Genomic DNA, 14,865 nt, shown 5'->3' with positions numbered 1-14,865 from the left:
ATCACTTGCCGAGTTTATGCTCAGTTAAGACTTTTCGTTGAAACACCTGTCACATAGGGTGTCACAAAATGAAAAGGTCCATGGAAACCATGCAGCAGGGTTCAGTATGCGGTTGATTTGCCCCAATTGCGACGCACAGTATGAAGTGCCCGAAGATGTGATGCCGCTGGATGGCCGCGATGTGCAGTGTTCCAACTGTGGCCAGACGTGGTTTCAGGAGCACCCGAACGCACCGGACGATGCGCCGACAGAAACGCTTGATCTGCCAAAAACACCGGAACCTGCACAGACCCGCGAAGAACCGGAAGAGACGCCCGAACTGCCCACGCCTCCGGTGCGCCGGGCGCTGGACCCGGCAGTCGAGGACGTGTTGCGCGCCGAGGCTGAGTTGGAAGCACAAGCGCGCAAGGCTGAAAAGTCCAGCCTTGAAAGCCAACCTGACCTCGGCCTTGACGATGCCCCCCAAAAACGCCGCACCCAAGACAACAGCAAAGCTGAGCAAAAGACGCGACCGGCACCCAATCCCGAGAAGGATGAGGCAACCTTTGCAAAAGCCGCATCATCAGCCATATCCAGCCGCCGCGAGTTGTTACCGGATATCGAAGAGATAAATTCGACGCTGCGCTCTAACAGTGATCGCTCTGCCAGTACGGACCCCGGACAGACTGCCCAGATCGAGGTGCAGGAAAAACGAAGCGCCCGGCGTGGTTTCGTTCTTGCCGCCGCCTTGGTCGCAGGTCTCGTGCTGGTCTATGTTTACGCACCGCAGATCGCACAGCAAATACCGCAGGCAGAGCCCGCACTGATGGGCTATGTAGAGACGGTCGACGGGTGGCGTGTCTGGCTGGACACTCAGGTCAAAGCATTGCTGACCTGGCTTGATCAGGTTTCAGGCAGCAGCAGCACACCTTAACAAGCGGCGCGGCGTCTAGAACCTGTCCAGCAGACGGTTCAGATAATCGCGTTCGACCTCAGGCCGTTCTGTGTCGCCTGACCTGCGGCGGATCTCATCCAGCAATTCGCGCGCGCGCCCATAGGCGTCATCGTTCAGCGCGAGCGGGCTGTTTTCGCCCTGCACACCCGAATTGCCCGCCTCACGTCCCAAAGGGTCGCGGCTCTCGGCACGCTGGTCGCTTTCTTGCGTGCCCTGACCCGGCTGGCCATTTTGCTGTTGTTCGGCCATCATTTCGCCAAGTGCGCGCATGCCCTCGCGCAGCGCTTCCATGGCCTGACCCTGATTGTCGATCGCCTCCGCCAAATCGTTCTGGCGCAGTGCATCCTCTGCCCCATCCATCGCACGCCCGGCCCGATCCAGCGCGTCGCGCGCGGCATCCCCTTCAGGTGTCCCGGCACCCGGCAGGTTCTGTTGCTGGCGGCTCAACTCGTCGCGCAAGGCTTGCTGACGGTCTGCAATGCTTCCCTGCGCACCGCCCTCGCCTTGCTGACCATTCTGGGCTTGTCCGTCCTGTTCACCGCCCTGCCCCTGACCTTCGCCTTCATGTTCCGTGCCGCGCCCCTGACCGCCATTGCGGCCTTCGTTGCCCTGATTTTCGCCGGCTTGTGCATTCGGGTTGAACTGTTCCTGCAAATCGCGGAACGCCTGATCGCTCAGCCCTTGCTGCTCGCGCAGCGTTTCCGACAGACCCTCCATGGCTTGTTCGCCCGGGCTTTGACCGCCCTGACCTTGCTGCCCTTGGGTGACGCGCATGTTCTCCATCATCTCCTGAAGCTCTTGCAACGCCTGTTGCGCCTCGGCCATGCGCCCTTGCTCCATCAACTCCTGAATGCGGTCCATCATGCGTTGCAGATCATCCTGTGTCATCTGCATCGAATTCTGCTGATCGCCCTGCTGCCCTGGCGGCTGTTGCTGCTGGTCGCGTTGCGCCTGACGGGACAATTGCTGCAGGTAGTCTTCGGTCGCGCGGCGCAGCTCCTGCATCAGCTCGGCGATCTCTTCGTCCGATGCACCATTCTTGATCGCCTCATTGAGACGTTCTTGCGCCCGGCGCATCCGCTCAGCGGCATCTGCCAGATCGCCTTCTTCGAGGATCAGCGCGAGGTCCCACATATCATCCGCAAGCTCTTGCTGCTTCTCGTCCGTAATCCCATGCTTTGCGTGTATTTCCAGCGCCTTGATGACCTGCTTCAGGCGTAACGCATCGGTCTCTTTACGGAACAGGTCCTGTGGCTCATAGGACACCGCGCGCATGACCTGCGCGATGGATGGCCCATTGGCCCGCGACCATAACAGATCGCGCCGCGCTTCTATCACCGCGGCCGCGACCGGGTCGAAGAACCGCCGGCCCGGCAGCACGATGGCACGTGGTTCTGTTTCAAACTGCTGTTCCGCGCCATCCAGCGCCGACAGGCTGACCTGCACGGGCAGGTTTGCCCAAGGATGTTCAGAGAAATCCTCGATAAGGTTCTCTTCAAATTCGGCTCTGCTGCCGGAAATCGGCATTGGCAAAGGCACGATGAGTTCGGGGCGTTGTTCAGGGTCAATCGTCAGACCGTAACGGCGATCGACGGAGGCCAGATCAAGCGAAAACCGCGCCTCTCCGGCCTCTACCGCATAGTCATCGACCGCATAGAACGGCAACGTCATCTCACCCATGGCCGAGGCACTGGGGTCAGACAGAACCGTAATTTCCGGCGGTTGATCCGGAATGACAACCACTTGCCAGCTACGCCCGCCCGGACCGCTGATGGTGATATCCCCATCCTGTACGACGATGAAATCCTGTGCCGGGTCGGAAACGGCAGCGACATCTGTACGCCCGGACACGGTTTCCGAGAGGGTCAGCGCGCCGACCTCACCGTACATCCGCATTGTAATCAAGCTGCCCGCCGGAACCGCCAATTCGCCCGCGTCAATGTCGTTGAGGTAAATGGTCGGCCGCCCGGTATAGCGCGGGCTTTCGGCCCACCCTTCCCAGACCGGCCCTGCGGCAAGACCGGCCCCACCGGGAGTCATTTCGGACACGGAACCAACCCGCCATATAGATCCAAACAACAGGGCAATGCCGAACGCCAACAGCGCCATGTAACGCAGCGCATAAGGATCACGCTTGGGAGTTTGTAAATCTGCCGGAACGGGTTTGGCCAATACCGCCCGCGCAGCCATGCGCGTCTGGTGCGCGCGCCAGACTGCCGTCGACGCCGCATCCCCGGACCCGATGGTCTGCGTGTCCGTGAGCGCCTGCAGCGGCCTGCCCGGCAAGCTCGCGTCAAGCCTCAGGATCACATCGTCTCTTGTCGGCATGCGGAAATTTCGGGCGGCGTAAATAAGCGCCGCAATGACCGAGAGAGCGGAAATTACCGCTGATCCCCAGACAATTTCGACGCCGACAATATCCTGAAGCCCCAACATCAGCGCCGACATGACAAGCAGACATACCGTCAGCAATGGCCAGAAACTGTGCACAACGGCTTCGGTCAGCAGTCCCAACCACGTCAACCGCAGGGGCCATCTGACTGATTTTAATGTTTTTTCCGCATCATGTCGGGAAAAAGACGCCATATGTCATGCTCCGTTGCCAAAGGCTCGGATGCATAGTGTCCATCAGAGCCAATTAGGAATGGTATCTCGTTTTATCATTTCGTCAAAGGTTGGACGTGGGCGAATAACCGCAAATTGATCTTCATGCACCAAAACTTCGGGAATAAGTGGGCGAGAATTGTACTCGCTGCTCATTACTGCGCCATATGCACCCGCAGAGCGAAAGGCGACGAGTTCTCCGGCGGCGACCGGCGGCATGACCCGCGCGCGCGCGAAGGTATCGCCCGATTCGCACACAGGGCCGACAATATCGAATTTCACCTGTTCAATCCCAGGATCAGGCTCAACCACCGGAATGATATCGTGATAGGCTTCGTACATGGCCGGGCGGATGAGATCATTCATCGCCCCGTCAATGATCAGAAAATCGCGGTCTTCACCGGATTTCACGTAAATCACCTCAGAGACCATGATACCGGCGTTCCCGACGATCAGCCGACCCGGCTCGATTTCGATCTCGCATCCCAGATGCCCCAGCTTGCGCTTGATCATCGCGCCATAGTCGGACGGCAAAGGCGGCGCCTGATTGTCCCGCGCGTAAGGAATACCGAGACCCCCACCGAGGTCCAGACGCCGGATGTTGTGCCCCTGCCCGCGCAATTGCTCGGTCAACTCCGCAACCTTGTCGTAGGCGGCTTCAAACGGGGCCAGATCGGTCAACTGGCTGCCGATATGCACATCAATGCCGATCACCTCCAGCCCCTTCAACGAGGCGGCCAGCGCATAAACCTCATGGGCGCGCGAAATAGGGATCCCGAATTTGTTCTCGGACTTTCCGGTGGCAATCTTTGCATGCGTTTTGGCATCGACATCCGGGTTCACACGAATGGTGATCGGCGCTGTGACACCCATCGCAAGCGCCGTGGCATTCAGCACCTCCATCTCCGGCTCGGACTCAACATTGAACTGTCGAATGCCCCCTTCGAGCGCGAGGCGGATTTCAGCGGCTGTCTTGCCGACACCTGAAAACACGATCTTGTCGCCGGGCACCCCGGCGGCCTTGGCGCGCAGATACTCACCGCCCGACACCACGTCCATCCCCGCCCCGGCCTGTGCGAGGGTTTTCAGGATCGCCTGATTGCTGGCCGCTTTCATGGCGTAGCACACGAGGTGGTCCATCCCATCAAGCGCCTCATCAAACAGACGGAAATGCCTCAAAAGCGTTGCGGTGGAATAGAGGTAAAACGGCGTGCCCACGGTGGCCGCTATCTCGGGCACCGGTACATCTTCGGCGTGCAGAACGCCATCGCGATAGAGAAAATGATCCATGTGCGCGCTCTACGCAAAAGCGCAGACAAGATCAATCAGCCTTTGCTGCGCGCGGCGTTTCGGCCCAACAGGCAGTTGCATATGCAGCCTCAGCCCTCAGCGATTTTGCATCCGCAGTGCCAGATACAGCGGCAAGCCGCAACTGACACCGATGCAAAAGGTTGCAGGGATGGCAATCAGGCCCAGCCAACGGCGCGTGCGGAAAGTTTCAGCCAGCACCCAGACAGTCAGCGCCACGGCGGCGATCGTGAGGTCCCAGACCAAACCGCTTGTCGCGGCGTTGACATGCCATGCATCGACCATGGCCATCAGGTCATAGCCGTTGGCGTTGAACCAGCTGATGAAATAATACATGGGGTGAATGGACCCCCAAATCGCCAGTGCAAAGAAAACGACACGCAACATATCTGGTTCAGCCCCTTTTGACCACGCCGTACCGCGCGTACCCGGAAATGCTTACACCCGTTTTTTGCGCAGGTTCTGCGACCGGTTGCCGATGCGAGACCTGCGAACCAGTACAGCCGGATACGAGGATAAGGGACAAGATCAGGGCAAGCCGCATCATCACAGCGTCTAAAGCCCCAAGAATATCGAAAGCGGGCCTTGGTTCAAACCAACCCCAACGTTCGAATTCACACCGCCTGAGCCAACCGCAACAGATGCACCGACTGTCGGGCGCACCGGTTCACCGTCAACACCGCAGGCGGCCAGTGTACCGGCCAACATCAACATCACGACACATCGGGTCATCAGATCAGTGCCCTCCATCGAGCGATTTGTTCGCGCACCCGAACGGGTGCCGTTCCTCCATAAGATATACGGCTTTGAACCGAGTTTTCCACCCCGAGCACATCAAAGACGTCCGCTGTGATGTCTGCGTGCACCCCACGCATATCCTCCAGCGTCAGATCGGGCAGATCGCATTTCTGCGCTTCGGCCAGCGCAACCAGCGCACCGGTGATGTGATGGGCCTCGCGAAACGGCAGGCCAAGTACGCGCACCAACCAGTCCGCAAGGTCTGTGGCCGTTGAGAACCCCGAACCCGCCGCCTGCGCGAGGCTTTCGCGGTTGGCTGTCATGTCGCTGACCATGCCGGTCATTGCCGCCAGCGCGAGCATGAGGTTATCAGCAGCGTCGAAGACTTGCTCTTTATCCTCTTGCATGTCCTTGGAATAGGCCAGCGGCAGGCCCTTCATCACCATCATCAGCGCCGTATTGGCACCGAAAATGCGACCGACCTTGGCACGGATCAATTCAGCCGCGTCCGGGTTCTTCTTTTGCGGCATGATCGAAGAACCGGTGGAAAAGCGGTCCGACAGCGCCACAAACCGGAACTGTGCGGAGGACCAGATCACAAGTTCTTCGGCAAAACGGCTCAGGTGCATGGCACAGATGCTGGCCGTGCTCAGGAATTCGAGGGCAAAATCGCGATCGCTCACCGCATCGAGGGAATTCGCGGCGGGCCGGTCAAACCCCAGCGCTTCTGCGGTCATATGGCGGTCAATCGGAAAGGACGTACCCGCAAGCGCTGCCGCCCCCAGCGGGCTTTCGTTCATGCGAGCACGCGCGTCGCGCACACGGCTAAGGTCACGCCCAAACATCTCAACATAGGCCATCATGTGATGGCCCCATGTCACAGGCTGGGCTGTCTGCAGATGCGTGAAACCGGGCATGACCCAATCCGCCCCGGCCTCGGCCTGATCCAGCAACGCACGGATCAGCGCCAGCAATCCAGCCTCAGACGCATCCAACTGATCGCGCACCCAGAGCTTGAAATCGGTGGCGACCTGATCATTGCGACTGCGGCCCGTGTGCAGTCGCCCCGCCGGTTCACCGATGATCTCTTTCAGACGCGCCTCCACATTCATGTGAATGTCTTCCAACGCCGTCGAGAAAGCGAAATTTCCCGTCTCAATTTCTGACAAGACCGTGAGAAGCCCTTCCCCCATCGCCTCGGCATCGCTAGGCTCAACGATGCCTGTCGCGCCCAGCATCGCGGCATGCGCACGCGACCCTGCAATATCTTGTGCAGCCATACGCTTGTCGAACCCGATTGAGGCATTAATTGCCTCCATAATCGCATCGGGCCCGTCGGCAAAACGGCCGCCCCACATTTGGTTGGAGGATTTCGGGTTCTGCGTGTCTGTCATCTGTGTTCACCCCTTGGAGGGAAAATGAAAAAACTGGTATCCGCGCTCGTTTATACGGCCCTTTCCTTGGGTGCAATCACCGTGGGCACGGCGGCCCATGCCGATCTTGCGGCCGCAGCACAAATGCGCGAAGGCGACATGAAGAAACTGGTGTTTCATGCGACCCCGCAGGACACGTCGAATGCGGAGTTCTTTCTGGCCGATGACGCAGGCACGACGACGCTGGAAAACTATCGGGGCAAATATGTATTGCTGAATTTCTGGGCCACATGGTGTGCGCCCTGCAGGGTTGAGATGCCCCACCTGTCTGAATTACAGACAGAATTTGGCGGAGATGATTTCGAAGTCCTCACCATCGCGACCGGACGCAATTCGCCTACCGGGATCAAGAAGTTCTTCGAAGAGATCGGCATCAATAACCTGCCGCGCCATCAGGATCCGAAACAGGCGCTGGCAAGCCAGATGGCGATCTTTGGCCTGCCGATCACCGTTCTGATTGACCCTGAGGGGAAAGAGGTTGCACGGCTGCGCGGCGACGCAGATTGGGCATCAGATAACGCCAAGGCCATCATCGAGACAATTCTGGCCCGCGCGCCGTCCTGAATTATGCGCGTGCTGCGCTGCGGTTTAACCAGAATTCCCCACAGCCCTCCGGCTGTTCAGGAAACATTGGACCTGTGACCAGATATCTCTAGGCTGATGGATATTCTATCCATTGGTTTTTGAGAGGCGTGCACCGTGCCGTTTTACAGCAATTTACGCATAAGCTACCCCGCTGGTTCTCCCGAAGAAGTACTGCGAAAGCGCACGCTTGCCGGTATTCGGCGACTACGCTTGGCGCTTGCTGAGCATTTTCCGACCCATACAGATCGCATGGGGACGGTTCGCATCGGCACATGGAACATCCGCGAGTTTGGCAATGCAAAATTCGACGGGCGCGATACGTATGAGCCGCTTTATTACATGGCCGAGATCATCTCGAACTTTGATATTGCCGCCATACAGGAGGTGCGCGATGACATGCGCGAATTCACCCAACTGCTGGATATTCTAGGACCCGATTGGGATTATATCGCGACAGATGTGACGGATGGCGCTGCCGGAAACGGCGAGCGGATGGTCTTTATGTTCAACCGAAATCGCGTGCGGTTTCGCAACATCGCGGGTGAGTTGACGCTGCCCGAAGGCAAGAAGGTTCTGGCGAGTTTCGGAGAGCGTATCAAGCTGGAAAACGGGATCGCCTTGCAACTCCCCGCAGGGGCGGATTTATCCGGCATCTACCGCGCACGGTCCCTGCGCAAGAACAGCACAGTACGTTTGGATCAGGATGTGGAAATTCCTTTGCCCGACGGCACGATGCTGCAACTGCCCGATGGCAGCGGGCTGGCAGTAACAAAAGGCACCGAGGTTACCCGCCCACCCAACACACGCGGTCAAGTGAACGTTGATGTTCCACTGGACGTAGTCCAAGGCGACGCATTCCGGCTCAGGTTTCCGGGCAATGCCCTCGACCAGAGTTTCAAGCAGTTTGCGCGCACCCCGTTTCTGGTTAGCTTTCAGGCAGGGTGGTTAAAAATCGATCTTGCCACCGTTCACATCTACTTTGGCTCAAACGAAGACGACAAACTGCTGGCGCAGCGTCGAAGAGAGATTGTCAGACTAACCGAGGCCATCGGAAACCGGGCATCAAAAGAGATGAAAAAGAACCCCGAAAATGCGGTCGTGACTGCCGTGTTGGGTGACTTCAACATCATCAGCCCGGAACACGAAACGATGCAGGCTCTGGAGGCAAACGGTTTCGAAGTGCCAGAGAAAATAAAGCAAATCCCCGGATCGAATGTAGATAAGTCAAAAGCCTACGACCAAATCGCGTTCTGGGAACCGAAACGCAGCCGGGGGTATGCGCATGTAAAGGTGCATGGCGCGAACGTCTTTGACTTTTTCGACCACGTGTACCGTCTGGATGAGCGCGAGACGTATCAGCCGCAACGCTCTGAGCAATCTTACAAAAACTGGCGCACGTATAAAATGAGCGACCATCTGCCAATGTGGGTTGAGCTCGCGAGCGACTTTTCCGATGCATTTCTTGATGTTTGCGACGCAACAGAGCCGCCAGAATAAGACAAGGCTAAGGTAGTTATCCGTAATTTGGGCCATGTAAGTTGTCTAAATCGCATCTTGTGCGTATTTTATCCAGATTCAACCGTTAGAAAACACAACCGCAGCCCGCTGTTTCAGATTGAATAGAAAAAGCGTTGACGGGCTGTGGGATAGGTTTAGCTTCGCCGCATAACCGGAGGCACTGCCCTATGCCGTTCTTGGCGCGACTTTTCTTTTCAATCATTGTTGTTTCTGCCGGAGTAAGCGCAAACGCTCAAAACGGACCGCCGCCGGTCACCGTGGCAACCCCCGTTGTCAAAACCATCATCGAAGACGATGAGTTTGTCGGGCGATTTGAAGCCGAAGGCGAAGTGATCGTGCGCGCCCGCGTTTCGGGGTATTTGCAAACGGTGCATTTCGATGACGGCAGCCGGGTCGAAGCAGGTCAGCTTTTGTACACAATTGACCAACGCCGATTCCTGACCGCATTGCGACAGGCGCAGGCTCAGATCGATGTGGCACAGGCCACCTATATTTTCACGCAGGATCAACTGGAACGCGCCGAAGCCCTGATTACGAATGGCAACATCTCGCAAAGCGCAGTCGATTCCCGCAGAGAGGCATATCTCGCCGCACAAGGGGCGCTTGAGCAAGCGCGGGCAGCGTTGGAATTGGCGCAACTGGACCTTGAATACACTAAAATCACAGCCCCGATGTCAGGCCGGATCGATCAGACCCATGTCGACCCCGGCAACCTCGTTCTCGCCGATCAGACAGAGCTTACGTCAATCGTATCCTCTGATCCCATCTATTTCTTTTTTGACATTGATGAGCGTTATTTTCTTGCCTACGCCCGCGATGCGCGCGCGCGCGGTGCGTCCTTGCAAGAGGGCGGCGGCGAGTTGAAGGTCAGAGTGTCCCTGTCAGACGAAAGCATCCCCCCGATCCACGGATACCTCGACTTTTCTGAGAACAGGATCGACGCAGAAACCGGTACGATGCGGGTGCGCGCAGTTCTGGACAACCCCGATGAAGTGCTAACGCCGGGCTTGTTTGGTCGTGTCAACGTGCCGGGGTCGCTGCCCTACGAGGGTATATTGGTGCCCGATGCGGCAATCGTCGCGGACCAAAACAGACGCCTCGTGATGAGCGTGGATGCAGAGGGCAACGTCACGCCCATCCCTGTACGTCCCGGGCCGCGCATTGATGGCTACCGCGTGATACGCGAAGGGCTCGACGGCAGCGAACTGATCGTAATCGAAGGCATCATTCGCGCCCGCCCCGGCAGCGTGGTCACCCCGGAACGGGTGGAATTACCGCTGGTTGCGGAAAACTAGAATGGGCCGTTTTTTCGTCAGCCGACCCATATTTGCCATCGTCATGTCCGTTATCATGACGATTGTCGGCATGCTCGCCTACACGCAGCTGCCTATTGAGCAATATCCGCAAATTGCCCCGCCTTCGATTGTTGTGCGTGCGAACTACCCCGGTGCAGATGCCGAAACCATCGCTGCGACCGTCGCCACACCTTTGGAACAAGAGATCAACGGTGTGGAAGGGATGCTTTATCTGTCGTCCTTTTCCACGGCAGACGGGTCGATGAGCCTGAGCATTACGTTCGAGCTTGGCACCGACCTTGATGCCGCGCAGGTCCTCGTTCAAAACCGTGTCGCCATCGCTGAACCGCGCTTGCCGCAAGAGGTGCGTGCGCTTGGTGTCACAACGACCAAGTCCTCACCCGATCTGATGATGGTCGTGCATATGCTGTCACCGGATGAGACCTTTGATCAGCTTTATGTGTCGAACTACGCACGGGCACGGGTGCGCGACCGTCTGGTACGTCTTGATGGTGTCGGCGATCTGTTGATTTTCGGCGAACGGGAGTTCTCAGCACGCGTTTGGCTCGATCCGGATCGGTTGTCCTCGCTCAGTCTGACAGCCGCTGACGTGGTTGATGCCCTGCGCGAGCAGAATGTGCAGGTATCCGGCGGCTCGCTCGGCGCGCCCCCGAACGATACGAACAGCGCGTTTCAGGTCACCATCACCACGCAAGGACGGCTTGAAAGCCCGCGTGAGTTCGGCCGCGTCATCGTAAAAGCCTCCGAAGACGGCCGCGTGGTGCGCGTGCGGGACGTGGCGCGCGTAGAAATCGGCGCGAGGTCTTATGTAAATAACTCATACCTCAACAACAAACCGGCAGTGGCCTTGGGCATTTTTCAACGACCCGGCTCAAATGCGCTGGCCTCTGCGGATGAGATCATAGCGGTCATGGATGAACTGGCCGAGGATTTCCCACGCGGGCTTGAATATCAGGTCGTCTACAACCCGACCGAATTCATATCGGCATCCGTCAACGCCGTGTATCAGACCCTGTTTGAGGCGATATTACTGGTGGTCGTGGTTATTCTTATCTTTCTGCAAAGCTGGCGCACAGCCATCATACCGCTGCTTGCCATCCCGGTATCATTGATCGGCACCTTTGCGGTGATGTTTGCCCTTGGCTATACGCTGAACCTGCTGACGCTTTTTGGCCTGATCCTTGCCATCGGCATCGTGGTCGATGATGCAATCGTGGTCGTCGAGAACGTCGAACGCAACATCAAGAACGGGATGACACCCCGGCAGGCCTCGGCACGCACAATGGACGAAGTGCAAAGTGCGATCATCGGCACAACGCTGGTTCTGATCGCGGTGTTTGTCCCCGCCGCATTGGTGCCCGGCATCACCGGACAATTCTACAAGCAGTTCGCTGTTACGATTTCCGTGGCGACAGTGATTTCAACGATAAATTCCCTGTCATTGTCGCCTGCCCTCGCTGCCAGCATCCTAAAGCCCCACAGCGACACACCGTCACGCAACCCGCTGACGCTTTTGACACGGCCGCTGTCCGATGGGTTTAATCGCGGGTTTGAAAAGTTGACAAACGGGTATGTCGCAATCGTCTCGGTACTTGTGCGATCATACAAAATGCTGGCGCTGTCATTTGTAGCCTTTGCCGGGCTGCTTGGGGTGACCTATTGGATCAATCAGGAGGTTCCGACCGGCTTCATTCCAGACGCAGATCAAGGTTATGCCATTGTCGTGGTGCAATTGCCCGATGGCGCCTCTCTGGAACGCACGGACGCTGTCATACGGCAAGCAACCGAAATTGCCCTTGAAACACCCGGGGTGACAAATGCCGTCGCCTTTGCAGGTTTCTCAGGGGCAACTTTTACCAATGCCAGCAATCAGGGGGTGATTTTTACCACATTCGACAGCTTTGAAAACCGCATTGAATCAGGGCTGGACGCAGGCGCAATCGTCGGTCAGCTATTCGGGCGCATGCAATCCCTCAGAGAAGCGTTCATCATCGCGATTGCCCCTCCGGCTGTGCGCGGCGTTGGCAACGGTGGCGGCTTTAAGCTACAACTGCGCGAGAACGAAAGCGCGGACATGTCGCGCGTGCTCGGCACGGCCTATGCCATCATGGGGGCCTCTGCGCAGTCCGACAAGGTGCAGGGCGTGTTCACGACGTTTTCCGCAAGCTCGCCACAGGTCTATCTGGAGATTGATCGCGTCAGAGCACAGATGCTGAACGTGCCCATTGGCGAAATTTTCGAAACACTCGCGATCAACCTCGGTTCTGCCTATGTGAACGATTACAACGCCTTGGGGCGGCTGTTTCAGGTGCGCGCGCAGGCGGACGAACAATTCCGACTGGACGAAGAAGACATCACCGCGCTCAGGGTGCGCACCGCAACTGGTGCACTGGTCCCGCTGGGCACATTGGTGTCTATCGTTGATACCGCAGGCCCCGCGTTGGTGCAGCGCTACAATCAGCAAGTATCTGTTCCCGTCCAAGGCTCTGCGGCGCCGGGTGTGTCAACCGGTGAAGCGCTTATCGCGATGGAGGAAATGGCCGCATCCCTGATGCCGCCGGGCGTTGATTTTGAATGGACTGAACTAGCCTTGCAGGAACGTAATCAGGGCGATACAGCCGCCTATATTTTCGGCTTTTCCATCCTTTTCGCCTTTTTGTTCCTCGCCGCCCTCTACGAAAGCTGGGCCCTGCCCGTTGCCATCATCCTCGTTGTGCCGCTTGCGGTTCTGGGGGCTTTGGCCGGTGTCATGTATCGCAGTATGGACAATAACATCCTGACGCAGGTTGGGCTGATCGTGCTCGTCGGTCTCGCAGCCAAGAACGCCATCCTGATCGTGGAGTTTGCCAAACAGGCCCAGGAAGAACGCGGCCTCTCCCCCGTTGAGGCGGCCCTTGAAGCCAGCAAGCTGAGGCTGAGGCCAATTTTGATGACCGCATTTGCGTTTATTCTGGGTGTTGTCCCCCTGATGATCGCCACCGGGCCTGGATCGGAGATGCGCCAAGCGCTTGGTACGGCAGTGTTTTTCGGCATGTCAGGCGTGACATTTTTGGGCCTCTTCTTCACGCCTGTATTCTATGTGACAATCCGGACTTTGTTTCCCTTAAAGGAAGCCAAGGACTAGGCGGCCATTTTGGCAGTCGATGTATGGGGCAGGCGTGCAGCTTGAACCACGGTCTTGTACTTGTGCACCATTGCTGATTGCGCTTGCAGTCGACTGGCTAAACAATGTCTTCTCATCTCCAACGCGACACAAACCAAAAGGTCAGACATGCACTTTCGACAACTGCGCCAGGACGGGAAAAAAGTTTCAGCGTTCGGCTTGGGATGTTGGAGTTTTGCGGGCTCTTATGGCCCCACAACCGAAACCGAGACACATAGCACATTGTCTGCGGCACGGGATCTTGGCGTCGATTTCCTTGACACGGCAAATGTCTATGGCATGGGCGTGTCAGAAAGCGTCATCGGCTCTTACTTAAAGGCCAACCAGAACAGTTTCACCATCGCGACCAAAGCGGGCATCTCGCGTGATCCGGCAACCGGCGCACGTACATTTAACAACCAAGCAGCTTATCTGCGTACCGAGCTTGAAGGCTCCCTGTCGCGGCTGGGGCTTGAGCAGGTCGATCTGTATTACATGCACCGCCGTGATGTGGATATTCCGATTGAAGACGTCATGGAAACGCTGTTGGCGTTCAAGGCGGAAGGCAAGATCGGAGGGATTGGGTTCTCGGAAATCTCGCCCGCATCGCTCAGACGTGCAAATGCGGTGGGGGGCGTTGACGCCGTGCAAAGCGAATACTCGCTCTGGACCCGCCAACCTGAAATGGGGATGATCCAAACCTGCAAAGCACTCGGCGTCGCCTTTGTGCCCTTCTCCCCCCTCGGGCGCGGGATGTTTACGCCAACGCCGCCTGATCCCGCGACCTTTGAAAAAGGTCATTTCCGTACCGGCACACCACGTTTTTCAGAGCCAAATTTCGGCCACAACATGACCTTCATATCGCAGTTCCAGTCGCTCGCGCAGGCGCTTGATACCTCTCCGGCAACTCTGGCGATTGCGTGGTGTTTGGCGCAGGGCGATCACCTCATCCCGATCCCCGGAACGCGCAGCGCAGCCCATTTGGCCGAGTGCGTCGAGGGGTGCTCGTTTGAGATGACCCAAGAAATCAAAGACGCCATAGACGACATCCTGCCGATTGGATGGGCCCATGGCGACAGATACGCACCAGAGCAATGGCCGGGTGTGGAAGGATACTGCTGAGCCTGCCTAAGGTGTCATTGCCCTGCAGAGTGATCAGTCCGGTTAAAATAACCGGCATCAACCGGGCGTCGTAGAATGATCTTGCGGGCCTTGATCACGGCCCGCAAGTCGAAGCATTTTACCAACAGTATACCTTTACAGCATGCAGACGAGCGGCAGAATATT

11 protein-coding genes are annotated in these 14,865 nt (G+C 57.5%); 6 read left to right on the top strand and 5 right to left on the bottom strand.

Annotated features, from left to right (window positions below; all coding sequences use genetic code 11):
• The first annotated feature begins 106 nt into the window (after nt 1-106).
• Nucleotides 107-913, top strand: coding sequence for a zinc-ribbon domain-containing protein (locus tag K5Q35_RS08750; RefSeq protein WP_220799281.1), 807 nt, complete (start codon nt 107-109; stop codon nt 911-913).
• Between the two features lie 15 nt (nt 914-928).
• On the opposite strand, the gene K5Q35_RS08745 is transcribed toward K5Q35_RS08750, so the two are convergent.
• The 5 genes from K5Q35_RS08745 to argH all read right to left on the bottom strand — a co-directional run bounded on the left by K5Q35_RS08745 (nt 929) and on the right by argH (nt 6,978).
• Nucleotides 929-3,520 carry a TIGR02302 family protein gene (locus K5Q35_RS08745; RefSeq protein WP_220799280.1) on the bottom strand — a complete coding sequence of 864 codons (2,592 nt, stop codon included), beginning with the start codon at nt 3,518-3,520 and terminating at the stop codon, nt 929-931.
• 42 nt (nt 3,521-3,562) lie between these two features.
• On the bottom strand, nt 3,563-4,828 hold the full coding sequence (gene lysA, locus K5Q35_RS08740) for a diaminopimelate decarboxylase (protein ID WP_220799279.1): 1,266 nt from the start codon (nt 4,826-4,828) through the stop codon (nt 3,563-3,565).
• 96 nt (nt 4,829-4,924) lie between these two features.
• Nucleotides 4,925-5,233 (bottom strand): DUF2834 domain-containing protein, encoded by a 309-nt coding sequence (locus tag K5Q35_RS08735; protein ID WP_220799278.1) that lies wholly within the window; start codon nt 5,231-5,233, stop codon nt 4,925-4,927.
• A gap of 168 nt (nt 5,234-5,401) precedes the next feature.
• Complete coding sequence (locus K5Q35_RS08730) at nt 5,402-5,578, bottom strand: hypothetical protein (protein WP_259650502.1); 177 nt, start codon at nt 5,576-5,578, stop codon at nt 5,402-5,404.
• Nucleotides 5,578-6,978, bottom strand: a complete 1,401-nt coding sequence (gene argH, locus K5Q35_RS08725; protein ID WP_220799276.1) for an argininosuccinate lyase — start codon at nt 6,976-6,978, stop codon at nt 5,578-5,580. The genes K5Q35_RS08730 and argH overlap by 1 nt, the downstream gene beginning before the upstream one ends.
• A gap of 24 nt (nt 6,979-7,002) precedes the next feature.
• Between argH and K5Q35_RS08720 the strand changes: the two genes are divergently transcribed.
• The 5 genes from K5Q35_RS08720 to K5Q35_RS08700 all read left to right on the top strand — a co-directional run bounded on the left by K5Q35_RS08720 (nt 7,003) and on the right by K5Q35_RS08700 (nt 14,700).
• A complete protein-coding gene (locus K5Q35_RS08720; protein WP_220799275.1) occupies nt 7,003-7,581 on the top strand; it encodes a TlpA disulfide reductase family protein in 579 nt (192 codons plus the stop codon).
• 135 nt (nt 7,582-7,716) lie between these two features.
• Nucleotides 7,717-9,099: an endonuclease/exonuclease/phosphatase family protein gene (locus K5Q35_RS08715; protein WP_220799274.1), complete on the top strand. Its 1,383-nt coding sequence runs from the start codon at nt 7,717-7,719 to the stop codon at nt 9,097-9,099.
• A gap of 278 nt (nt 9,100-9,377) precedes the next feature.
• Nucleotides 9,378-10,415 (top strand): efflux RND transporter periplasmic adaptor subunit, encoded by a 1,038-nt coding sequence (locus K5Q35_RS08710; RefSeq protein WP_259650501.1) that lies wholly within the window; start codon nt 9,378-9,380, stop codon nt 10,413-10,415.
• Nucleotide 10,416: 1 nt separating this feature from the next.
• Nucleotides 10,417-13,560 (top strand): efflux RND transporter permease subunit, encoded by a 3,144-nt coding sequence (locus tag K5Q35_RS08705; protein ID WP_220799272.1) that lies wholly within the window; start codon nt 10,417-10,419, stop codon nt 13,558-13,560.
• A gap of 147 nt (nt 13,561-13,707) precedes the next feature.
• A complete protein-coding gene (locus K5Q35_RS08700) occupies nt 13,708-14,700 on the top strand; it encodes an aldo/keto reductase (protein ID WP_220799271.1) in 993 nt (330 codons plus the stop codon).
• Nucleotides 14,701-14,865 lie beyond the last annotated feature (165 nt).

The organism is Roseobacter sp. OBYS 0001, from assembly GCF_019654895.1.
GTDB classification, from domain to species: domain Bacteria; phylum Pseudomonadota; class Alphaproteobacteria; order Rhodobacterales; family Rhodobacteraceae; genus Roseobacter; species Roseobacter litoralis.
This window is presented reverse-complemented; position numbering and strand designations above follow the sequence as displayed.